This is a genomic window from Streptomyces sindenensis (assembly GCF_014649035.1).
GTDB classification, from domain to species: domain Bacteria; phylum Actinomycetota; class Actinomycetes; order Streptomycetales; family Streptomycetaceae; genus Streptomyces; species Streptomyces sindenensis.
On record NZ_BMSG01000026.1, the window covers coordinates 17,179 to 42,471 of the forward strand.

Below are 25,293 nucleotides of genomic sequence, written 5' to 3' on the forward strand. Positions count from 1 at the left end.
AATCTTCCCTGCATGCGTTGCGGCGGACGGCGATTTCTCTTTAGCCTCGGCGGGCAACGGTGCGACGAGAAGTCACTCAACGAAGGGAGCGCGACATGGCGGACAGTGGCCAGAGGCGGGCGGACTATGCCAAGGGCCTGGGAGGTGTCTCCTCGCTGGAGTCGGCCCGGGCCGCGGTCGAGAAGATTCAGAACAACGTCGCCGACATCGCCGCGCGTTCGGGCGTCGGAGGCGACGAGGGCCAGGCCCTGCTGAAGCTGTTCCGCAGCTGGAACGGCGAAGCACAGAAGGTCGTCGTGCAGATCAGCAAGATGATCGACGCGCTCCAGGAGAACGTCACGTCGGCAGACCGGCTGGCGAAGGAGAACCAGGACCTCACCGAGGTGCTCAACAGCAAGACCAGCCAGGGCGTCTTCGAGGCGCTGCGCTGACCCGTCCCCGGCGGCGCCGGCCACCGGCGCGGAGTCCGGAGAACCTGTGAGCACCCCCGGGCCCCGGGGCCCGGCCACCCGAGAGGAGATGTCATGGCCGACGGCATCATCGATGTGCAGTACTCCACGGTCCGCAACGCGATCGAGGAACTGAAGCAGCAGACCCAGCAGATCATCACCACCCTCAACAACCTGGAGGACGAGCTCAAGCCGCTCGTGACCTCGTGGGAGGGTGACGACCAGGCGATGTACCGAGGCGTCCAGGCCGAGTGGGACCAGGCGACCAAGAACATGGCCCTGCTCCTCGGCGACAGCGGTGAACTGGTCCAGAGCATCCACGATAACCACTCCCGCGACGAGCGCCGCAGCGCCGACAACTGGGGCAACGTGCGGGCCCGTTAGCCGTCGTGCGGCCGGGGCCGCCCATCCCGCCGTACGCGGCGGAGGCGGCCCCGGCCTCCCGCACCTCCGTTTCCGTGACCCCGTCCGACCGCAGGAGGACGTCCCATGGCCGGTGAGCAGGCCGACGTCAAGCATTTCGACCTCAAGCAGATGGAGAACTTCCGCGACAACGAGGTGCACCCGGTCTACACCAAGGCCAAGAAGCACAAGGAGGACGGCGAGGGTGAGGGCGACGGCCGCATCCGCCCGCTGAGCGAGCTCATCGGCGGCTACACCACGGCCGACAACCTCGACCAGGAATCGCAGCTCCTGCGCCTCGGACTGATCAACCGGGAGAAGCTGATCTCCGGTCCGACGCTGGTCGAGAGCGTGAAGACCGTCGCGACCTCCCTCGACAAGCTGCTCGGTGACCAGATGGAGCTCTTCAAGGAGCTCAAGGAGGCCCTCACCGACACCATCGAAGAGGCCAACAAGACCAAGAACAAGAACCTGGACGCGATCGACGCACAGACGCTGCTCCAGACCTTCGAAGAGGTCGACACGCTCACCAGCGGATCCTCGGGCACGGAAGAGAAGTAGCCGCCCCCGCGCACGGGGTGAACGGCTGGAGACGAGAGAGGGCGCGCGGTGGCGGACCGGTACGACGCATCATCCGTGGAGAACGTCGACAAGTACGAGGAACGGGACGCGGCGTCCACCGACAACTGGGCGGACCTCGTCACGCACATCACCGGCTATCCCGTGCCCAAGCGCGGCGAGATCTTCGACTCGCTCCGCTCCGACCACGGCGGCAAGCTCTTCCGGATGGACATCAGGGAGCGCAGCCTCGGCCTCCTCGTCAAGGACTCCGGCTTCCTGCGGGACAAGGGCCAGGACTACGACATCTGGTTCTTCGACGGCGGAAAGAAGCGCTCCATCATGCAGGCCCGGATCGTCTTCGAGGGCCGTGTGAAGTCCGGTGACGAGATCATCTTCGCCGGCACCGACTCCTCCGACGTCAACGAGGTCTCCGTCCGCGAGGGCAACGAGTTCACGGACTACAACAAGGACAAGTTCAGCACCGTCCCGCTGGCCCGGTACATGAACGGACCACGGGCGGCGCTGCTCGCCCTGTTGAAGGGGAACAGCGGCGACGGTCGTTTCAGCGGTCTCGCCGCCAAGGAGTCCGACGTCGTCGACCTGGAATCCTTCACCAGGGCCGGATACTCCTTCGACTACGCGGCGAAGTTCTTCAAGGACCACGCGCCGCTGCTGAAAGACTGGGAGGACCGCTTCGGCCGGGACGACGCGAGCTGGAAGGGCGAGGCCGCGGAGGTCTTCCGCAGCCTCATCAAGAAGATCCGCGAGAACTACGACAGTTACGTGGAGACCTTCAACGAGACGGCGGGCAGCGGGGACGCCTCCGGCACCGGCAACACCGTCTACTCCCGCGCGCTCTCCCTGGGCCGCTCCCACCTTGAGCAGGCGGCCCGGGATCTGCTGGGCCACTGGCTGACCTGGGCCCAGTCCGACTACTACGACCCTCACCGGGTTCTGCGCTATGTCCTCGACGACCTCGCCCAGTGGGTGGACCGGGAGAACGTGGCCAGGACCGAGATCAAGTCGTACACCACCCGCTACTCCACGACGGTCAGCCACAGTCCGAAGGAGGGCTTCTCCCAGGTACACCCCGACTACGGAGACCTCACCGACATCGCCAACTGGGCGAAGGTCGGCGACAAGGCGGTGGACATCTGGAGCCGGGCGGTGGACGACATGCTCGTGGAGCCCGCGCGAGAGGTGCAGTCGAGGCTCAACAACCAGTTCCTGACGCTCTCCAAGGACTTCTCCGAGAACGTGCCCGAGCCCAGGTCGACCGGGACGGCGAGCGAGGAGTACGAGAAGAAGAAGCTGGAGGAGGAGAAGGAGAAGATCAACGAGGAGAACGAGGAGAACCGCCGCTACCAGGACGAGCTGCGTGAGGAGCAGCGCAAGCAGCGGGAGGAGGACAAGAAGCTCCAGGACGAACTGCGCAAGGAGCAGGAGGAGCAGCGCGCAGAGGAAAAGAGGTACCAGGACGAGCTGCGTGAGGAGCAGCGCCTCCAACGCGAGGAGGACAAGAAGCTCCAGGACGAACTGCGCAAGGAGCAGAACGAACAGCGCGCAGAGGACAAGAGGTACCAGGAGGAACTGCGCGAGGAGCAGCGGCGGGAGCAGGAGGAGGCCAAGCGGGAGGCCGAGGAACAGGCCAAGCAGATGGAGGAGAGCCTCGGCGACATCAACGGGCCGGGCGGTGGCGGGGGCGAGAGACTCGGCAGCCTCGACGAGCTGCTCAACCTCAAGCAGGACGTCCCGGTGACGGAGAGCCTGGGCGACCTCGGCGGTATCAACAACCCCGGCGACGCCGGCAGTCCCGGCGGCTCGAACACTCCCAGCCTGGACGACGTGAACAGCGCGGTCTCCGAGAATCTCGGCAGCCTCGGCGACGTGAACAACGCGGCCTCCGAGCGCCTCGGCAGCCTGGGCGACGCGAACAACGCGGTCTCCGAGAACCTCGGCAGCCTCGGCGACGTGAACAACCCCGCGGGCGGCCCGGTCCCGGTGGGCCAGAACCTCGGCAACCTCGGCGGCGTCAACGGCGGCCCCGGCTCCACGCGGAGCACCGACGACGCGGCCAACCGGGCGATCACCGAGAGCCTCGGCAGCCTCGGCGACATCAACAACGGTACGGGCGGCTCCCTCGACACCCCGACCGGCGGCCGGACCCAGCTCGACGGCAACCAGCTCACCACCGGCTTCCCGGACGGCAGCAGCACCTCCTTCGACCCGGACAGCGGACTGCTCACCACCACCCACCCGGACGGCAGCGTCACCACGCAGGATCTGGGCGACGGCACCCGGGTGACCAACCCGGACGGTTCGGTGACCTCCCTCGGCGACGACGGCACGCTGACGACGACGTTTCCGGACGGAACGACGCAGGTGGTGGATCCCGAGACCGGTCAGGCCACCTCCACGGCCCCTGACGGCACCGTCACCACGGAGAACCTCGGCGACCTCGGAGACCTGAACGGCCGGAACGTAAACGGCGGCCAGGGCGGCCTGGACGACCTGGGTGACCTCGGCGACCGGCAGACCATCGGCGATCTGGGTGGCCTGGGCAACATCAACGCCGATCTGTCGACCGAGTCACCCGGTGGCTTGGGCGACCGGGAGAGCATCGGCGACCTGGGTGACCTGGGTGACCGGGAGACCATCGGCGATCTGGGGGGCCTGGGCAACATCAACGCCGATCTGCCGACCGAGTCACCCGGTGGCCTGGGCGACCGGGAGACCATCGACGACCTGGGCGACCTCGGGAACCTCAACACGGGCGACGCGGGCCTGAAGTCCTCGACCGGCAGTCTCACCGGGCTGGAGAACGACGACTTCGCCACCACGTTCCCGGACGGCGGCAAGAGCGTTTTCGACCCGGACACGGGGCAGCTCACCAGCATCGCCCCGGACGGCTCCGAAGTCACCACGGACCTCACCCACGGCGCCGAGGTGACCAACCCGGACGGTTCCGTCTCCTCGCTGGACAACGGCCGGTTCCTCAACTCCTTCCCGGACGGCTCCAGCCACTCCATCGATCCGGACACCGGCATCGCCACGGTCACCGACCCCCAGGGCAGGACCGAGACGGTCACTCTCGACGAGTTGAACACGCGAGGCGACAGCAACAGGCCCGACTTCCTGGACGACTTGAGGGAAATCGGTAGCAGCGGCAGCGGCAGCGGAAGTGTGAGCGGCAGCGGGGAGAGCGGGGGAGGTGCCGGGACCACCACCCGGGACGTTCCTCTCGCAGAGCTGGGGCTGAGCGCCCAGGTGGGAGGCGGCGGTTCCGGCGGCGGCCTCCCCGGCGCGGACCTCCCATCGTCGGAGACTCTCGGCCAGGTCGCCCCGCTCTCCGACAGCGCCACGAACAGCGCGACGACCCCCGGCACCGGCGGCGGCCCGGGAGCCCCCGGCGCCCCGGGTACGCCCGGCACCCCCGGCATGCCGATGGGCGGCGGCATGGGCGGGATGGGCGCGGGCGGTGAGAAGGGCAACGGCGAGCGCGTGCGCGCGGTCCTGGTCGACGCGGCGGAGGAGAGCGAACGCCGCAACCGCCGCAGGCGCAGCCCGTGGAACCGGCAGGAGGACAGCGACTCCTTCCTCACCCCGGCCTCCCGGGTGGCCACCACAGGCGGCGACTCCCCGGAGGGGGAGCAGGAGCAGGAGCGCAGGCCCATGACGTCCGCCGACTACCTGGAGGAGGACGCGGACGTATGGGGCACCGAGGAGGGCGGCACCCCGGCCGTGATCGGCAGGTGACGCGACGTCAGAAGCGCTTGGCGGGGCCGGACATCCGGGCCCGGCGCGGGGAACGTACGGTCATGCGTACGGACGGTGGAACGATCAGCAGGACGGAACGAGGAGCGCGGGCGTGATGGAACCACTGGAGAAGCGCCTGGAGAAGGCCATGGCCGAACTGCAGGCCGCCCAGGAGGCGGTGGCGCGCACCGAACGTGAACTGCGGTCGGCGTCCTTCTCGGTGCTCTCCTCCGACCGGGCGGTACGGGCCACCGCGGGCCCGCAGGGCGAGCTGACGGGGATCGAGTTCCTGGAGAACAAGTACCGCGACATGTCCCCGCAGGAGCTGGCCGCCAGCGTCCTGGAAGCGGCGAGCGCGGCCCGGCTGAAGATGAACCGGCATGTGATGAAGGCGATGGCCCCCTTCACCGAACCCAGCAGCAACGTGCCGGAGTTGAAGGGTTTCGAACTGGACTGGGAGCGCGTCTTCGGCCCCGAGGTGCTGCGGGAGGACGGCGAGACCACTTCGCGCGGCGGCTCCGCCACCCCCGCCTGGCGGGACGCGCTCGGCGACGAGGGAGAGGACTGAGCGGGATGGGGCAGCGGTACTACGTCGACCCGGAGCGCATCGAGGCCCTGGCGCGACAGTTGGAGGAGATCGGGACGCTCACCCGGTCCATGACCGAGGAGTTCCTCGACGAGCTGGCGCCCACGGTCGGCTGGCCCGGCACCAACAGTGAGTTCTCGGAAAAGGCCAAGCCGCAGGAGCAGAAGGAGCGGCAGACCACCAAGGACACCATGCTCTCCATCCGGGACGCCCTGGTGGGCATCACCGACGCCACGATCGGCAACGTCCGGATGATGAAGGACACCCGCGACCGCAACATCGACGAGATCGAGCACGGCAACAGCCGCCTCGAAACCGACGGATTCGACGGCCCGGGCGGGCATGGCCGGCGCTGACCCCCGCGCCGCAGGCCGCTCCCGCACACGACCGGGAGCGGCCGCTCCGTCCTGCCCGCACGGCCCCCGGGGCGGCCGTCGGTGAGCATCCAGGTATCGCCCGAGGTCAACGCCATGATCTTCATCCTCACCGGGGAGAAGCTCATGGACGCCGACGAGGACCTCGCCTTCGAGAGCCGTCGGCCCTACTCCGGCCTCGGACGCAAACTGGACCGGCTGTCCTCGCTGATCGACAAGTCGATCCATGACATCGGCGCGTCCATGCCGGACGACCTCGCCTCGTCGTACGCCAAGGCGATGGGCATGCTCATCGACGACGGCGGCAAGAACTACCTGCGCGAATTCTCCGAGCAGCTCGACAAGATCGCCGAGGGCCGCCGCAAGACCTCCATGGACATCATGGAGTCCAAGTGGCAGGTCATCGCCGAGGTCATCCGGCTGCTCATCGAGATCGCCATCTACCTGGCGATGTCCTTCTTCACCGGGGGCGCCTCGGCCAGCCAGATCATGATGGCCAAGCTGCGCAGCCGCTTCTTCATCCTCACCACCCTCAGCCATCTCCTCCAGAGGCTGCACCTGGCGCCTTCCCTGACCGAGGCGTTCGCCGAGGCGTTCACCACCTTCGCGGTCCGGCTCGCGATGATGAACTTCGCCCCGGACGGCCGTCGCCCCGACTCCATCGACTGGAGCGACATCGGCAAGGCCGCCGCGTTCGGCGCGGCGGCGGGGTTCTTCACCAGCGTCTTCGAGAAGTTCGCCAAGGACATCGTCCGCAGCTTCGACGGCAACTTCCTCAAGGGAGGCCCTGACCTCGACTTCAAGAACCCCAACTGGCGGGACACACCGAACGTCGACATCAAGAACAACGGCCCGGCCCCCACCCCCAGGCCGGTCCCCGGACTCCCCGACCCTCCGAAGGACCGGCCCGATCCGAACCCTTACGGCAACGGCCCCACCCCCACCCCCACGCCCGGCCCGGTCCCCGTCACCTTCCGGGACGGCCCGTTCTCCTTCCGCAACAACCCCGAACTGTGGCGCAACAGCCAGATCCTGCGCCTCAACCTCGACCGGCCGGGCGCGCTGGCCGCGCACTACGGCCTGAAGGGGACGGCGGACTTCATTGCCGCCGGGGCGGGCGAGGTGGTGGCAGAGATCCTGATCAAGGGTGCGTTCGAGGGCGACTGGTCCTCCAGCTGGACCACCTTCTTCGGCGCGGGTATCAGCAGCCGGGTCGAGTCCTCGCTCGTGGGCGCCGCCCTGAACAGCGGTGCCGAACTGCGCCACGCCATCGACAAGTTGCGCAACCAGCCGCCACCGACCGGGCCCGGCGGCAACGGCCCGGAGGCGGCCGGCTCCGACCGCGCCGAGGGGCCCTCCCGTAAGGACACCACCGGTGGCGACGGCCCCGGACCCGGTCTCTCCTCGCCGCCGCCCGCCGTTCAACGGACGACGAGCGAGGGTGACTTCACCGGTGGCCAGTCACCGCCTCCGTACGTGTCGCAGGACGCGCCGCCGCCCTACGTCCCGGCCGACCCGCCGCCGTACACGCCGGGCCCCCTGCCGGTGACGGCTGCCGAGAACGCGCTGTGGCAGCAGGTCCACCAGGGCCCCGCCGAGGTCCGGGAGGAGGCGCTGCGGGACCTCGCCGCCCTCCGGGGTTCCCAGCCGCCGGGCCCCGCCGAGATCGGCGTACGCGACGGGGTGCACGAGCGGCTGTCGCAGTCGCCCGAGGTACGGGTGGTGCCCGGCGGGAACGGCCCGGCCGGCCAGGTGGACACCGACGGGGTGCGCCGGGCCCTGGAGAGCCTCGGTACGCCGGTGACGGTGAACGCGCCGATCGTGGGGGAGGGGCCGGGGGCCGGGAACCGGGGAGGCTCGCCCGAGACCGGTGCCACCGGTACCGGTGGGCCCGGCGAGGCGGAGCGCCCGGTGGGGTCGCCCGGCCTCGGCACCGGCGCGCCTCCGCTGACCGTCGTCGTCAACGAGGGCCCGCCGCCGCTCGCCGCATCGCCGGAGGCGTCCGAGCTGCTGGACCGCGCAGGCGTGGACCGGGCCGTCGTGCTCGGTCCGCCGACCGGATCCGACGCGACGGGGCAGCCGGCGCGCGAGGCGGTCGAGCTGACCCGGGAGGGCCCCGGCGCGCCGGTGGAGGCCCGTCCCCTCACCGGACCCGAGTTCGTGGGAACGCCCGACAGCGGCCCGAACACGGCGTTCCCGGGCGCGAACGTGCTGCTGCCGCTCGCCGACGCCCTGGGCGTGCCGCCCGTCACGACGGCCGCTCCACCGCCCGCCGATTCGACGGTTCCGGCCGCCGGCTCGGCGGTCCCGGCCGTTGGCTCGACGGTTCCGGCCACCGATTCGGCGGTCCCGGCCGTTGGCTCGACGGTTCCGGCCACCGATTCGGCGGTCCCGGCCGTTGGCTCGACGGTTCCGGCCACCGATTCGACGGTTCCGGCCGCCGGCTCGACGGTTCCGGCCGCCGGCTCGACGGTTCCGGCCGCCGGCTCGACCGTTCCGTCCATCGGCTCGACCGCCCCGCCCGCCGCGTCGGCCAACCCGGCCTCCGCGTCGACGGCCTCACCGCCGCGGGCCCCCGCGCAAGGAGGCCCCTCCGACGACACCGGCACGACGGCCGAGGGCTCCCCGAGCGAGCAGGCGCAGGAGACGCCGACACGGGAGACGCCGGAGACGTCCACCGCCACCGAGTCCGGTCCGGCGGACTCCGATACCGGGGCCGACACCGCTGCTGTGCCTCCCCGCACCGAGTCCGGTCCGGCAGGCGCCGATACCCGCACCGACACCGCTGCCGTGCCTCCCCGCACCGAGTCCGAGCAGCACGCCACCGACCCGTCCTCCGTGAAGCCCGTCTCGGGCGCACCGACTCCCGCCACCGGCGGCCTGCCGGGCCCGGACGTCAAGCCGACGGTGATCACCACCACCAGCTCCGCGCCCGGCCCCGACGTCAAGGCTTCGCTCGCCAACACCGCCCCCGAGGCCGCCCCGGACATCAGGCCGACCGTCAGCGGGACCTCCCCGGCGGCCCCCTCCGACGCCACCCCCACCGGGACACCGACCGCCTCCAAGCTCGCCGCCGATGCCCGGCCCTGGACCGAGACGGCCACCGACCTGCACCTGGAGTCGGGCCGAGGCGACATCGATCCCACCGCCGCGCCTTCGGCCGCGCCGTCCCCGTCCGCACAGATCACCGTGCGTCCCGCGGACCCGTCCCAGAGCCAACCCCCGCAGACGCTCCGGGACTTCCTGCCCGAGGACCGGTGGTGGACCTTCTACATCGATCCCAAGAACCACCAGGCCGCGCTCGAAGCCTTCCCGGACGACCCCGGCTCCTACTACGACCACGACCGCTCACCGGGCTTCCAGCAGGGCATGGTGTCCGCGTACACGCGGTTCCTCGGCGATCCCGGTACCGTCGCCACGCCGATGGACTCGACCTCGTACCGGACCATGCACGGGCTGGCCACCGGCCACCTCGGCCGGACGATCGGCTGGTCCGGCGGCGGCGCCACGCAGTTCCCGCTGCGGGGCGAGACGCTCGCCGACGACATCTTCGACGAGCGCGTCGGCGACCAGCTGCTGGTCTACGACACGACCAGCCGCGACTGGTCGACGCCCCTGCCCAAGCCCCGGCCGGTCACCATCCTGACCCGGTTCATGCACAACAACCCGTCGCTGGCGACCAATTACGGCAAGAACGCGGCCCCCGGTCTCGTCGACACGCTGTTCCAGCAGCACTACGCCCGGGTCTCCGACCCCGACGCCGACGACGCGGCCAGACTCGCCTCCATCGTCCGGACCATCCGGGCCCTGCACGTCGTCCACCCGTTCCAGGACGGCAACCTCCGGTCCAACGTGCAGATCCTGCTGCCGAAACTCCTGCTGGAACAGGGCCTGCGCCCCGTGGTGCCCGACAACATGTACAGCCTGTTCCAGGGCGGCCGCTCCGTGGCGCAGATGGTCGACTCGCTGGTCCGCAACGGCGCTCTGGACACCGGAAGGCCCCGCCCGCCGCTGGGCGGGACCGCCGCCGACGTGAACCTGGAGTCGCGCGGGGACGGCGTCGGGGACACGGGGGACGCCCCGGCCGCTCCCATCGCCACGAGCAGCGGCTCGGACGGTGACAGCGGCACGCCGCCGCCCCCCGCGGCCGGGCCCTCGATCACCACGCTCGACCGGAGGACGGTGCCGCTGGGCGAGCTCCGGCGCTTCGTCCCGCAGACGGCGACCGCTCCGCAACCCGGGGTGGCCGTGCGGACGGTGACCATCTCGCAGAGCCCGGCCGAGGACGGCACCGGGCAGAGCGCGGGCCGTGCGGCGCTCCTCGGCCAGGACAGCTTCCGCGGGGTGCGCACCGCATCGGCCGAGCCCCCGCCGTCCGGGACTTCCGAGGCGTCACCCGTGCCCCGGACCGTCTTCACCGGCCCGCCGTCCGCGCTCCCCGGCTCCGGCACCGCGCGGGGCGCCGACTACTTCGTCGGCCACGGCACGCCCCGTACCGTCACCCTCGGCACGGACAACGCCGCGTACCCCACCGTCGAGGTGAGTGGCGTACAGCTCGGCGAGGTCCTCAAGCACTGGGCACAGGACGAGGATCAGGACCGGCCGCTGGTGCTGTTCTCCTGCGGGACCGGGCAGCAGCCGAAGATCGCGGGACTGCCGGTCGCCCAGCACGCGGCCAACCGGACCGGGCGGCGGGTGTACGCGCCGACCACCGAAGCGGGCACCGCGAAGGACCGGGACGGCAACGTCCGCGCGGTCCTCGGCGAAGGCCCCGACGGGCCGGGCCGGTGGCGGCTGTTCACCCCGGAGCCCACCGGGACCGCGCTGGACGACCTGGCGCGCGACGCCGGACTGCACGCGGGCCCCGGCCCCGCCGACCCCTTCGCCCGCGCCCGTACCCTCCAGCAGATCCGCACCCTGCGCGAAGTCCTCGGCCCGGACGCCGAACAACAGCCCGGCAAGCGGGAGCTGCTGGCGGGCCTCGCCTACGTGGACGGCCTGCGCTGGCGTGACCCGGGTACCGCGGCCCGCTACGGCGACGGGCGGATGACCCCGGACCTGCTCGACCGGATGGTCACCGACTGGCACACCGCCACCAACGGCACCCCCGTCGACCCGGCGACCGGCCCCACCCCGGAGCAGTACACCGCGTTCCTGGAAGCCGCGGCCGGGCTGCGGGCCGGGGCGACCCCCGAGACCACGCTCGACACCCTGCTGCCACCCCCGCCGCCCCAACTGCCCCCGGACACCCTGGTCTCGCAGCCGGACGTGCTCGGCCTCTCCTACGCACGCTCCGCGCAGATCACCTGGTCCCTGTCGAACGCCCCGCTGCCGCTGTCCGAACTGGGCCTCGGCCCCGCCGACACCGCCGAGCTGGCCCGCCGCCTGTACCACCCGGAGCTCACGGCCTCGCCCGCCCCGGCCGACCCGCGGGACACGCCGGGGCCCGAAGGAAGCACGCCCCGGCCGGTGCCCCCGGTGAACTCCCTCACGGTCAACGCCTACACCGCCCGGCACACGTACGGCATTCCGGAGAAGAACTTCGACAAGTTCCGTGACCTGGCGCGGGACCGGAACGTGGTCGTGGACGTGCGGCCGACGAATCCGTCAGCGCCGAAGTGGCTGGACGCGGGGGCGATGCCGAAGCCGCAGGACATCAAGGCGAAGACGGTCAACGAGATCGACGTGTTCCTCGGCGCCGACGCCGGGACGATCGGTCTGGTCGGTTACTTCCGGCCGGTGCTGCCTGCCGAGGGCTCTGTTCCGCACGGTGCCCGGGACCGGGTGGTCTCACGGTTCAACCAACGCTCCACCGAATTTCGCGAACTGGCCGGGAAGATGGCCCAGTACGAGGCCGAAGGCCGCTTCGTCGTCCAGGACGGAGTCGTCTACGGCGTCGACGAAGCCGGCGACCGGCGTCCGGTCACGGGTGACCACGATGTGTTCGACGTGTCGTCGCCGGACGGCTCGCGGCTCTCGCATCCCGACCACGATGCGCTGATCGACGAGATGCGGGCCAAGGACATGGCCGTCGTGCACGGCGCGCACATGTTCTGGAATCCGCCGACGGCCTTCGACAAGTCGGTCTTCGACAAGATCGTCGGCTCTCATCAGGGCCCCTCCGGCGAGCCGCTGCTCCGCTTCACCCCCAACAGCGACCACGCCGTCCTCACCTGGACGCAGAAGCTCAAGCCCGGACAGGTCGACTCCTACACGGCCCGGCACACGTACGGCATTCCGGAGAAGAACTTCACCAAGTTCCGTGATGTGGCGCGGGACCGGAACATGGTCGTGGACGTGCGGCCGACGAATCCGTCGGCGCCGAAGTGGCTGGACGCGGGGGCGATGCCGAAGCCGCAGGACATCAAGGCGAAGACGGTCAACGAGATCGACGTGTTCCTCGGCGCCGACGCCGGGACGATCGGTCTGGTCGGCTACTTCCGGCCGGTGCTGCCTGCCGAGGGCTCTGTTCCGCACGGTGCCCGGGACCGAGTGGTCTCACGGTTCAACCAACGCTCCACGGAATTCCACGAACTGGCCGGGAAGATGGCCCAGTACGAGGCCGACGGCAGGTTCACCGTGCACCAGGGAATCGTGTTCGGTCTCGACGACGCGGGCGGCCGCCGTCCGATCACCGGCGACCACGACCTGTTCGACGTCTCATCGCCGGACGGCTCCCGGATCCCGCCCGTGGACCATGACGCGCTGATCGAGGAGATGCGGGCCAAGGACATGGCTGTCGTGCACGGCGCGCACATGTTCTGGAATCCGCCGACGGCCTTCGACAAGTCGGTCTTCGACAAGATCGTCGGCTCTCATCAGGGCCCCTCCGGCGAGCCGCTGCTCCGCTTCAGCCCCGGCAACGACCACGCGGTCCTCGTCCACCCCGAGCCCCGCCCGGCCTCGCCGCCGCCCGCACGGCCGGAGAGCATCGCCGAGGACATCCAGCTGTCCGGCAAGGACACCGGGACGCCCGGCCTCGCGGAGACCGTCCACGCGGACGGCCGGACGTTCCGCAGAATGCCCGCCCGGGGCGACGGGGACTGCCTCTTCCGCTCGCTCCTCGACACCGCGCGCAGCCGCGCGGTCCCGCCCCCGTGGGCCGCCTTGAACGTCGCCGGACTCCGCAGCCTGCTCCGCGACCGGCTCACCGGTTCCGAACTCCTCGCCCCGGACGTCGAGGCCGCCCCCGACCCGGTGCTCGCCGTCGTCGACGACCTCCGGACGACCGCTCTGGCGGGAGTACGGGACCCGGAGGCGCGGGAGCGGATCGGGCAGCGCTGGGACCGGGTCGAGCAGGCGGTCGTCAAGAACGGCGACGGACGCCGGTGGCGGCAGATCCTGAAGAACAGTGGCTACCCCCACCTCGCCGACGTGGCACCCACCCCCGCCGACGCACGGCGGCTCGGCACCGACGGGCTGATCCTCGCGGCGGCCGAGCTACCGGCGCTGTGGTCCTCGCCCTTCGCCGACGCGCTCCCGCTCGCGCTGGCGCACACCCTCGACATCGAGCTGCGGCTCGTCCGTCCCGACGCGTCGGCACCGACGGGCACCTCCGTCACCCCGCTCCACCCGGGCGGCCGTGGCGGCACCCTGCATGTGGCCTACAACGGCGCCGACCACTACGACGCCCTGGTCCCGGCCACCGCCCTGCCCGCCCCCGCTCCCACCCCGGCTCCCGCTCCTGCCCTCTCCCCGGCCACTGGGAGCCCGGCCGGCACCGACGTCTTCGGCGAGTGGCTGCGGAGCATGGGCGGCGTCACGGACCTGGACGCCCCCGCCGGGGAGAGCCCGGACCGGGGCGATCCCGTACCGCTGGAGACCCAACTGGAGCGGCACCGCCCGGCCCGGCTGCTGACCGGCGAGGACGCCCGGCCGCCGGGACCGGCCCCGCGCACGGTCACCTTCGACGACGGCAGCCGTCTGCCCGCCGTCCTGATCAGCCCGGACGCCGATCCGGCCGACGGCTCCACCGGCCCCGGCACGGGGACCGCCGCCGGGCCGCCGAGGACGGGGCTCCTCAACGGACCGGGCGTCCTCACCCTCCGCTCGCCCGAGCAGGTCGCGAAGGAGGTCTTCGACCAGCTGCCCGAGAAGCTCCGCGCCCAGTTCGACGAGGCGGAGCTGCTGCGCCTGCTGAAGGACCAGCCCGGCGCGTTCACCGCCCCGCGCGGCGCCCGCTTCGTGGGCCGGGAGAAGTCGGGGGTCGGCCACGAGATGATCGTCGAGGCCGTCCCGTACCACCGCTGGGAGCGTTTCGGCGAGGTCGGCGGCGCGACCGTACGGCTGGACACCATGCGGCGCGGCCAGGCGGGTACGGGCGGCGGGCGCAGCGTCGGCGTCGGCCGCCGGGGCGCCGCCGCGCTGGGCATGGGCCCGCCCCTCAACTGGATGGTGAAGATCGGCGTCTCGCTGGGCTGGACCCGTAGGACCGACTACACGCAGGGGACCCAGGCATACCACCAGAGTGAGTACCGGGCCGTGGAGGGGTCCCACCTGCATCTGGACGACGTCCACTACCGGGTGCGCGTCGAGCGGGTCACCGAAGCCCCGAAGACCCCGGCGCCGACGACCCCCGGGCCCGGCACCGCGCCTGCCGCCGCGCCCCGTTGGCAGCGCAGCCAGGTGCACTCGGCCTCCTTCGCCATGCGGGACGGGCTGAGCTGGCGGCTGCCCGACGACCTCACCGTGCCCTTCAAGGGGCCGAGGCGCGCCCCGGAGACGCTCACGTTCCCGGACGGAGCCGAACCGCGGATCACCGACACGACCGCCCTCCACCTCACGGACCCGCCGGAGGACCTCGCGCTCTCCATCTCCGGCGCACGCCCCGGCAGTTCGGCCCACCGCACGCTGATCTCGTACGTACGGCCCGGACGGCTGCTCGGCCTCTTCGGGAGGCTCTCCGGAACCGTCAGCGGGCCCGAACTGACCCGGGGCGGCGGACAGCACCCGCTGGGCCATCTGATCGTCGAGCGGTCGATCCCGCACCGGGCCACCCTGGTCACGGAGTCGGTCAAGGCGGAGGTCCGCGACCTCACCCAGACCACGTACCAGAACCAGCGCGCCCACGTCCGCGACACCCGCTTCGGCGTCCAGGTCACCGCCGGGCCGCACCACGCCCTGATCGGACCGGAGACCGATGTACGCCTCCAGGGCGGCCCGCTCGTCCGCACGGATCTGAGCGCGGGCCGGGGCCACTACCTCGGCGCCGACGCCGCCCGCAAGGTGACCGGCCGCGTCCGCAACCACCCCATGGCGCTGTACCGGGTGGAGCGCACCCTGATGGTGCGCAAGGCCGGACAGCCTGCCTCCGCCGCCCGGCCGGTCCGGGTGGTCAGCCTCGACTGGTACTCCACCCAGGACGCGCGCCGCCTCGCGGGCTGGGACAGCCGTACGCCCGGAGCCACCGGGCCGAACCCGGACGCCGAGCCGCCGGTGCCGTGGTACCTCACCCGCCAGGACCCGGTGCACCTGGGCGGCCAGGTCCGCGCCGAGGGCTTCGTGCCGGACCGGCGCCCCCCGGCCCCGGCGACCCCGGCCGCGACGACGACCCCCGCCCCGGCGACGGCTCCCGCCCCGGTGGTGACCACCTCCGCCCCGGCCACGACCACCACGACGGCCCCGGCCACGACGACCCCCGCCCCCGCCGCTCCCGACCCCTTGAAGGCCTTCGGCGACTCGGTCCTGGACACGCTCCACCGCGCGTACCCCTCGCTCTTCGTCCCGCCGCTGATGCTGCGCCACCGCCACCTGGCGAAGCTCTGGTACGGGGACGGGCGCATGCGGACCGCGCTGCACAACGAGCGCCAGGTGCGCGAGGCGCTGAACCGGCCGAGCCTCGCGCAGAGCCTCGACGACCTCACGACCACCGGGGTGCCGGTCACCCTCACCGAGGACGGCAAGGTGCGCCGGGGCCATCACACGCTCATCCTGCGCGCCCGCCTCACCGACCGGCGGTTCGAGACCACCCTGAGCGAACGCTCGCTGCGCAACGCCGTCATCGGCACCGAGATCTCCGGGCAGGGGCAGCAGGAGTCCACCACCCTCTCCGCCGGGGTCGAGCTGGGCATCTCGCCCCGCGACCACGACAAGGATCCCGGTACCGGGCTGCCCCGCCGGGCGGGCAACATCTCCCTCGGCGCCCGCTACGCGCAGACGCGCGCCCGCGCCACCAGGAACACGGTCGCGGCCGTCCACGACCAGCTGGCCTTCCAGGACGGCGCCGATCTCTACAGCTACCAGGTGGAGTTGAGCGCCACTTTCGAGGGCCACCGCCGCCCGCGCGGCTGGACCCGCCTCGTCTCGGTGGGGCTGCTGGGCGCGGGCCTCTTCGTCAGCAAGGTCGGGGAGCGCCCGCTGTTCGCCCGGGGGACCGAGACGGTGGGCCGGGTGGAGCTGGCCGTCCCCGCCGCCCACGGCTCCGACCACCACGCCCCCGCCGACCCTCCCGCGACCGGCCCCGCCCCGGCGCCCGCGGCCGCCCCCGCACCGCGTCCTCTCTCCTCCACCGAGGCGGACCAACTCCTCGACGGCGCACGGCCCCTGCCGCGTACGTCCGCGTCCGACCGGCGGCTCGTCGACAAGCTGCTCAGCGCCCCGCACGTGGTCCTCAGCACGGCAGGCGGCGAGCAGCGCCAGCGGCTCGTCCAGGACACCGCAGACCGGGCCACCGGCACCTCCTGGCACGTCAGCGCCCCCGGCACCCCGATCCGCACCGCCCTGCGCCGGGCCGTGGCCAACCTCGGCGTCGCCGGACAACTCGGGCAGTACCTGGGCCCGTTCGGCACCCGTGTCACCGGGCTCACCGGGGCGGGCCCCTTCTCGACGCACTACCTCAAGGCGGCGGTGCGGGGCGAGCTGGAGAACGTACGCGTCAAGAGCGCCCCGAAGCCCGGCAGCCTGGAAGCCACGATGGGCAACGAGCACCGCGTCGCCGGTACCTCCGGCACGGGCTCCAGGACCACCCTGGGCATCCAGGGCGCGGTGATGCCGGTGCAGCGGGCCCCCGGCCAACGGGCCCTGGTGGGGGCGTACTCGTCCGCGCTCCAGTACGCCTGGGGCAAGGGCCGCAGCGTCTCCCGAACCCTCACCCGGGGCCGCAACACCACCCTCAGCTACGCAGGCCGGATGTATCTGGTGGTCGCCGACGCCACCGAGACCGTGGCCGTACGCGACCGCTGGACGGCCGCGGCGGGAGCGGTCGGCACCCGTGCCGGGGGCCGGATCAGCTCCGCCGCCGGCCGGATCTCCGAGCGGCTCGGGCGCGGTCTCGACCCGCGCCGCGCCGCCGCCGCACTCCAACGCGTCCGCGACGCCGTGATGTTCCACCTGCCGATGCAGGACGCGATCGAGGCCGGGCTCGCCCCGGACGGCCTCGGGACCACCACACCGGACAACCTCGGCGGCGGCTACCGGCTCCCCCCGTTCCTGCGCCGCCACTTCGCCTCCCACCCCAGCGGCCGGCTCGACGCGAGCGGTGTCGCGCAGCAGTTGATGGAACAGCTGGAGCGGATGGGCGTGCCCTCGCACGACCGGGAGCAGGCGCTCCAGCGCCTCTCGCCGGACTTCCTCCGCTCCCATGTGCACGAGCTGACCGCCGACGGGATGGCACTGCCGGTCCGCTACCGCACCTGGTCCAGCCCGCACCACCTGCCGGTCGGCGGCAGCCCCGGGCAGCTGAGACTGACCCTGACGCCGGTCACCACCACCGTGGAACGGCTGCGCACGGGTTACGAGTTGGAGGACTACCGCACCACCGCCCGCGACGACGTCGGCGGCCGCTCCCAGGACCGGGGAGCCGACGTGACGCTCAGTGCGAGCGAACGCGCGGCGGGCAGCGGGGTGCTGGTCGCCAACCCGGCGCTCCAGGGCACGGCGGCCAAGCAGCGGTCGAGCAACGTGACCGAGGCGGTCGGCAGTACCGCGATGCCCAACATCGCCACCACCCAGGCGCACGCCGAGATCGTGACCACGTACACCTTGACCGCCACCCTGGTCGACGTGTCCGGGAAGCCGCTGGGCCCCACCGCCACCGCCCCCGTCGGCAGCCTCAACGAGATCCTCCCGGCGAGTCTGCTCACCCCGGCCGGCGACGGCGCGGACGGAGCGCTCACCGAGCAGGACGTGCCCGAACCTCCGCATGCGGTACGCATGCTGACCGCTGATCAGGCACGGCCGGAGTCCATCGCCCGGTGGCGGACCGGGGACGGCCGGGCCGATGGGAGCGACCCGGACATCCTGCCCTTCGACGATGCGATCGGCTCCGGCATCCTCGCCGTGGACGTCCTCGGCTCGTCCCATGTGCAGGACGCCCTGACCCTCGCCACCGCCCGCGCCGACGGCTTCCCCTCAGACGCCGACCTCGGAAGGCGGCACACGGGCGCCACACTCGCCGAACGCGTACGGATGGCCCGCCACACCCCGCTCACCGGCCTCGGCACGGCCCCGGCCCAGGCCCAGCAGGAGGCCACCTCCCAGGTCGGTCTGACCGCCGGGTTCCGTGAGGCGCTCGGGGCCGACGGCTCCCCGCTGCCCACCCAGTCCTCCGCCCGCCTCCTCGGCCAGTCCCACACCGCCGACTCCCGCCTCTACGCCAAGATGCACCGCGGCGGCGCCCGGCTGCTTGCCGTGGAGAACAAGCCGCGCATGGAGGCCATGCAGCGGCGCAAGACCGGCGATGCGCTGGACGCGGGCATCACCGACAACGTCGAGGGCGCGGTCAGTACGTCGCCGCTGGCGGGCACCAGCAACGCGGGCGTGACCAACCCCGGCGCCACGGTCCCCATCGGCGGTGCCAACGACACGACCGCGCTCAGGGGCGCCACCGACACCACCCTCGGCACCCACGTCAAGGTCGTCACCGACCGCAGCATGCTCTTCGCGGTCCCCGTCAGCTGGCTCGCCGTGGCCGAGGTGGACCACCGGGTCACCGACAGCCGCCCGATGCAGGCCCTCGGCAAGCCCGAGCGCGGCCCCCGTGCCGTCGAGGCCGAGACCACCGCCCTGGTCTGGCTCCGCGAGGACATCGCCCGCGACTACGGCCTCCTGGACGACACCACCTTCCCCGACGAGGCCCGCACGGCCTGGGACGACCAGGCCAGGGCGGCGGCCGACCTCGCCACCGCCGAGAAGAACTACTACGACGCCCGCGCGAAGACCCGGGAGACCTGGCTCGGGCTGAGCCCCGAGGAGCGGGCCGCGCTCGGTGACGACGCCGGGGCCACGACACCGCCCCCGGCCGTCACCGCCTGGCAGTCCGCCCGCGACGAGGTGCGCCGCCGGCAGCAGCGCCTGGACGCCGCCGCGAAGGACCACCACCGCCTCCACCTCGCCGCCACCCGCCTCACCGCCCACCACCAGGGTTCGGGCGCGGTGCCGGTGAAGGACGCGCCGCAGGAGTACGCCGCGCCGGACTGGCGCTCCGAGGCGCCGGAGCCGTACGCGGTCACCGACGCCACCGACTCCACGCCGCGTACCCTCACCTCGCCCGATGGGCGCACGGTCCACCAGGTGCACGAAGTGCCGCACGACGGAGCCTCGTTCTTCCACGCGTTGCTCGCGACGGCCCAGGACCGGGGCAGGCTGTCCCTCCTGCTGGGCACCGGCCTCGCCGACCGCTTCACGGCGGCGCCCGGTGATGCGGCGGTCACCGCCGAGGCCGTCGACGCCGCGCGGAACCGGCTCGCGTGGGCGCTGGGCGACGACAGCAACGAGGACCTGCTGGACGGCCTGGCCCTGGACGCGGGGGACACCTTCACCCAGGCCGAACTGGACTACGCGGAGATTGACCTGACCGGCCCCCAGCAGGCGGAGTTCGACGCGTTCGGCCGGCTCCCGCAGACCGTCTGGCTGAGCCCGGAGCAGCGGGTGGCGCTGGCCATGGCGGCCTTGTCACGCCCGTTCACGGCCGAGCCCACGCGGGCGGACCCGGGCAGCGGAGAACCGGCCCCGCCCGAGCGCCGGGCGGGCGACCACGGCGGCGCCGACGTGCTGCCCGCCCTCGCGGCCCGGGTCCTGGGCACCCCGGTGACGGTGGTGACGGGGGAGGGGCGGCAGCAGACGTTCCTGCCGTACGGCGCCGACCCGGCGACGGCCGACGCGGCCTCGGGCCCGGTCCTCTTCGCCGCCGACGGCTTCTTCTCCGCCGCGCTGACGCCCGGCGCGACGCCGCCGGTCACCACCGCGCTGCCGCCCCCGCCGACCACCCGTACACCTGAGGGCCGTACGGAGACGACGCCCCAGCCGCCCGCCCACCGCAGCCACGCCACCCCGCCCTGGCTGCCGCTCGCCGACGCCGGGGGCCCGCGCTACCGGCTGGACCGCGACGGCGTCCTCACCGCACCCGACGGCGCCACCTACGCCCAGGGCGCTCCCGCGGGCCGGGGCAACGGCTTCTTCGCCGCGCTCTCGACGGCCCTGCGCCACGCCGCCGGGCAACCCGGCCTCGATCCAGGGGCGGCGGCCCGGCTCCGGACCCGCGCCGGGGCGTCGCCCCTCCAGATGATGCGCCTGAACGGGCTCCCCGGCGAACGGGCGGAGCGCGACGCGCTGTTCTCGCCCCCGCCCGCGAACCGGAAGGGCGCTCCCGCGCCGAGCCAGGACGTCCTAGACGGCCGGCTGCGCCGCCACCTGGCCACCGCCCCATGGGGCCCGGAAGCCGACCGCGCGGTGGCCGAGTGGGCTGCGAAGGCGACCGCCGCCACGGTCACCCTGATCGAGGAGAACGGCACCGCGCACACCTACGCGGGCCCCTCCGCCGACGCGCCGGTCCTCCGACTCCGCCGCCGGGGCGGGGACTTCGTACCGCTGCTGCTCCGGACGCCGGCCCGGACTCCGGCTCCGGCCCCGGCCCCCGCTCCGGCTCCGGCACCGGCCCCGGCCCCGGCCCCGGCACCGAAGCCGGCCACGGACGGCGACGTCCCAGGGCTGCCGGGGGAGGAAGAGGCGTACGAACTCAGCACGCTGTCCGGCGCGGCCCCCCAGCCGCACCCCCACGACACCTCCGGCGACGACACCGCGTCCGACAGCGACGGTCGCTCCGGCTCCGACTTCGACTCCGACTCCGACGGCGAGGAGGACACCCCCCTCTGGGCCGACCCCGAGTGGCTGACGGCGGTGTTCGGCCCGCAGTGGAACAGGGCCCCGCGCGCCCGGCTCCAGGAGACGTCCCAGGCCCTCCACGCGCTCGTCGAAGAGGCGGCGGGCGGCCGTCCGACCCGCGCCGGGCTGGCCGATCTCATCCGGCACGTCCTGCACCTGCCCGACCGGGCCCGGGTGACCAACCAGGATGTCCTGGACCTGGGAGCGCTGGCGCTGGAGGCGTCGTCGGACGACCTGAGGACCGCCGACGACCTCGCCGGGTACTTCGTGGACCGGCAGATCGAGACCCGGCGGGACGCCCTCGCCGAGGAGACCCTCCTCGGTACGGCGGAACGGGGCTGGTCGGGAAGGGACTTCACCGGGGCGGACCGGGGGCTGCCGGCTCCGGACACCTATCTCGCCGAGCGTTCCGGCCGGGTGGCCGGGCAGAGCGCGCCGTGGCGGAACCCGTACCTGTTCGTGGCCGGGGCGGCGGACGGCGGCGGCGTCGAGATCGTCACACCGTGGCGTACCTTCGTGGTCCGCGAGGCCGAGGAGATGGCCCGGATCATCTCGTACGACTCGCGTCGGCCGCGCGGTGCGGACCTCGTCCTCGCCCTGCCCCCGGCGTTCGCGGCGCGGGTCGCCAACCTGGTCGCCGGTACGACGGCCCGCCCGGTCTGGTACCCGCTGGGGCCGGCCGGGGTGGCCACCCACCCCACCACCGGGGCCGCCCACCTCGTGGTGCGCCGCGGGGCCGGGGAGACCGGGCCGGACTGGACCACGCCCCCGCCGCCGCAGGAACCCGGCCTGCCCGGCGCCCGCGACGCCGGCGACGACAGCGACAGCGATGACGACCGTGACAGCGACAGCGACAGCGGCTCCACCAGCGACGGCGACGCGGAGTTCGACCGGCTCGCCGACCGGATGCAGTGGGAGCGCCGTACCGACGCCCTGCGCACCCGCCCCCTGGTCACCCGCGACTACGAGGTCGTCGACGAGAGCGGCACCGGGGTGCTGTTCACCGAGCCCGGCCCCCGGACGGTCGGCGAAGTCCGTACGGAGGAGGAGGCGGAAGGGCCCGCGCTCGTCCTGCCCCACCAGACTCCGGGGACCGTCCGGGCCGTCGACCGGCCGCCCCTGCACATCTCCGAGGACCGGACGGTCGCACTGCTCTCGGCCGGGGACGACACCACCGGACGCGGCCGGCAGCTGTACGCCACCCGGGCGGCGATCGAGCGCTCCTCGGCCCGCCTGGCCGCTGCCGGAGCCGGAGTGCGGCTGGTGGCCGATCCGGCGGTGCGGGTGGTGCCCACCCGGGAGGACGGCACGCCCGGCGAACCGCTGGTCCGGGTGGAGCCCCGGTTCCTCACCGCCTCCGGAACGTCCGAGCACGCCTTCACCCGGGACTTCGCCCGCATGGTCGCCGGAACGGATGCCGCGCCGCTCTCCCACCTCGCCTTCCGCACCCCCGACGGCACGGTCGCCACGGCCCCGGTCAACGGGCTGCACGGCCGGGAGGTCACCGGCACCCACCACCTGGCCCAGGCGCTGACGGAGATCGCCGACGGCACTCGTACCGCCACCGGCGTCACCCCGGACTGGGCGGCCCGGCAGGCGGGCCGGGACCCGCGCTTCACCGGCGGAGTGGTGGGCGCGCCCACCCCGGGCGAGGCGTACGGCCACGCCCTCCGCCACACCCAGGACAACACGCTGCGCGGGCCGCTGGACCGGGCCGCCGCCAGGGCCGGGGTCAACGAGTACGCCTGGGCGGAGGTCGGCGAGGGGTATCTGATCCAGTCGGTCAGCACGACCAACGACAGCGGCGCCCAGCTTTTCACCCACAACCACGCCAAGCCCGGCGACCCGGTCGGCCCGCACGCCCCGTACCACTTCGCGCAGGTGGTGCTGGCCAGCGAGGACGGCAGCCACCAGATCACCCTGGAGAACGAGACCCACTCCCGTACACCGATCCCGGTGGACCAGCTCGACGCCGTCGTCGACGAGAACCTCGACCGCTACGACGAGGACCGGCTGACGGCACTGGCGCGGGAGTCGGAAGACCGCGCCGCCGCCGCCCGGCGCGACGGGGCGGCCCCGGCGGACATCGCCCGCTCGGAAGCCCTCGCCCGTGCGGCCCGGGCCCTGGCCGCCGTCCACGAGGCCGAGCACGTGCGGTGGTACTTCACCGAGGACCGGCCCGAACACGCCCTGGCCCAGCGGGAGGTGGAGCTGGCCCGCACCCGCGCCCGGGACGCCGTACGAGCTGCGGCACCGGTCCTGGGCGACCAGGACCAGTGGTTCTTCCGGGCCTACAGCAAGCGCCCCGGCGAGTCCGCCCACGCGGTCAACGCGGCGCTGCTGTCGGAGCGGTCACCGGCCGTCTCCAATCCGCTCACCACGGTCGCCCTGCACGGCCACGCGCTCCGCCCCGACCGGCGTACCGTCCGCTTCGCCGAGCAGCAGCACACCCCGTCGGCGGACGCGGACGAGAACCTGGACGCCCTGGCCCTGTCCCTGGCCCGCACCGGCCTGTGGAACCACGCCAACGGCCTGCCCCTGCCCACGGTCACCGTCACCGGACACGGCAACCGCTCCCGGGCCAGCGGCCAGAAGCGGGCCGAAGCGGTCGGCAAGGCGCTGGGGGACCGGCTGGGCCGGCTGCTGAGGACCTTCCAGGACGGGGAGCCCGGTCCGCACGTCCGGCTCTCCGACTTCACGCTCGCCCTGGAGGCGCAGCGGGTCCGTCGCGCCACCGACCCGGACCGGGGGCGGGTGGTCACCGTGGACATCGACGACCACCGGCAGACCTCGCCCTCCGCCCCCGGCGGCTCTGCATCCGGCCGCCCCGCCCCCGCCGGAGAGCCGTCCCGCACCAGGCCGCCCGCGCTGCCCCGCCCGACCGCCGGTCCCGCAGCCTCCGGCACGTCACGGCCCACCGCCACGGAACCGGCCTCCGGAGCTCCGCGCACGAGCCCCGGCACCACGGAGCCCGCCGCCCGCGCGTCCGCCGCCCCCTCCCACCGCGACCCGTCCCGCCCCGGCCGCCGGTCCGCGACGCCCGGCCCCGACCGGGGCGTACCGGTCCCTGCCTGGGTTCAGGCCCGCATCCGGTACGCCGAGGAGTCCGCCGCCTTCGAGCGGCGACTGGCCGAGGACCTCGCCGAGAACGAGGCGGTGACGGAGGAGTTCCGCAAGATGGCGCGTGCCGCGTGGGACCGAGCGCGACAGCAGTATCCGCGCGCCCTCGCCACCTTCGGCAGTGAGAACCCGAGCATGCCCGGCACGGTCGGAACCAGCAGACCCGCCCTCCAGCAGGTGCTGCGGACCGGCAATCTGAGGGAGCTGGCCACTTTCTTGTTCCAGGGCATCTCCAGCGACCTGGTGCCCGAGATGCTGGGCGGCAGGGAGGACCCGAACCCGGAGATCGAGCAGGAGCGGCCGGGCCGCCGCCAGGCGGAGGCACGCAGCGAACTGGAGCGGCTGGCAGCCCAGTTGAACCTGGACGACACGCTCTCCGCGGCGGAGAAGCAGGCGGCGCTCGCCCGTGCCACCCGTCGGCACACGGTCGGGACGGACCCCGACGACGTACGCCCGCCACTGAGCCGGGCGGAGCGCCCCTTCGCCGTGAACGACCACGGGCTCACCTGGATGCCCGCGTCCTCCGTCTACGACCTGGCCATGAGCACCGGCCTCCAGGGGGCGTCCGAGGACACGGGGGGCCTGGTCCTGACCGGCACCGCGGGATCGACCTACCGCTTCCTGGTGCACGCCGCCCGGATGCGGGACCAGTGGGGGATCGACCTGGATCTCGGGCTGATCCGGGCCGGGATGATCGCGATGTCGCTGTCGGCGGGCCACCACTCGTTCCACGAGGTCATGCGCGGCGCCCAGTTGGCGCTGGACTCCCTCCCCGGGCACGACCCGGCACTGGATTACCAGGACAACTGGGGCCGGTACTGGAACATCCATCCGCTCACCGAGCGGGAGCTGCGCGAGCGCGTCGCCCGGGACGGCCTCTTCCCCGACGAGCACGCCCGGGCCCTGCTCGACGTAACGTGATCTTCTGCCGCATGGGAGGTCCATG

The 25,293-nt window shown here is 73.0% G+C and carries 7 protein-coding genes; all 7 read left to right on the forward strand.

Going from position 1 to position 25,293, the window contains the following annotated elements; translation table 11 throughout:
• Window positions 1-95: 95 nt before the first annotated feature.
• The 7 genes from IE145_RS24365 (at window position 96) to IE145_RS24395 (ending at window position 25,268) form a co-directional block, all read left to right on the forward strand.
• Window positions 96-431, forward strand: coding sequence for a hypothetical protein (locus tag IE145_RS24365; protein ID WP_189527585.1), 336 nt, complete (start codon window positions 96-98; stop codon window positions 429-431).
• Window positions 432-524: 93 nt separating this feature from the next.
• Complete coding sequence (locus IE145_RS24370) at window positions 525-833, forward strand: WXG100 family type VII secretion target (RefSeq protein WP_006122784.1); 309 nt, start codon at window positions 525-527, stop codon at window positions 831-833.
• Between the two features lie 105 nt (window positions 834-938).
• On the forward strand, window positions 939-1,412 hold the full coding sequence (locus tag IE145_RS24375) for a type VII secretion system-associated protein (protein ID WP_189527586.1): 474 nt from the start codon (window positions 939-941) through the stop codon (window positions 1,410-1,412).
• 48 nt (window positions 1,413-1,460) lie between these two features.
• Complete coding sequence (locus tag IE145_RS24380; RefSeq protein WP_189527587.1) at window positions 1,461-5,168, forward strand: AAWKG family protein; 3,708 nt, start codon at window positions 1,461-1,463, stop codon at window positions 5,166-5,168.
• Between the two features lie 112 nt (window positions 5,169-5,280).
• The gene (locus tag IE145_RS24385; protein WP_189527588.1) at window positions 5,281-5,736 is read left to right on the forward strand and encodes a YbaB/EbfC family nucleoid-associated protein; all 456 of its coding nucleotides are present in this window, start codon (window positions 5,281-5,283) and stop codon (window positions 5,734-5,736) included.
• Window positions 5,737-5,741: 5 nt separating this feature from the next.
• Window positions 5,742-6,110, forward strand: coding sequence for a hypothetical protein (locus tag IE145_RS24390; protein WP_069738629.1), 369 nt, complete (start codon window positions 5,742-5,744; stop codon window positions 6,108-6,110).
• A gap of 114 nt (window positions 6,111-6,224) precedes the next feature.
• Entirely contained in the window at window positions 6,225-25,268 is a 19,044-nt protein-coding gene (locus tag IE145_RS24395; RefSeq protein WP_373296633.1) for a hypothetical protein, read from the forward strand.
• Window positions 25,269-25,293: the final 25 nt, after the last annotated feature.

Bases quoted from the DNA above. Each gene is read 5' to 3' on its own strand.
- IE145_RS24365 (WP_189527585.1), top strand. From the start codon at position 96: ATGGCGGACAGTGGCCAGAGGCGGGCGGACTATGCCAAGGGCCTGGGA.
- IE145_RS24370 (WP_006122784.1), top strand. From the start codon at position 525: ATGGCCGACGGCATCATCGATGTGCAGTACTCCACGGTCCGCAACGCG.
- IE145_RS24375 (WP_189527586.1), top strand. From the start codon at position 939: ATGGCCGGTGAGCAGGCCGACGTCAAGCATTTCGACCTCAAGCAGATG.
- IE145_RS24390 (WP_069738629.1), top strand. From the start codon at position 5,742: ATGGGGCAGCGGTACTACGTCGACCCGGAGCGCATCGAGGCCCTGGCG.
- IE145_RS24395 (WP_373296633.1), top strand. From the start codon at position 6,225: ATGATCTTCATCCTCACCGGGGAGAAGCTCATGGACGCCGACGAGGAC.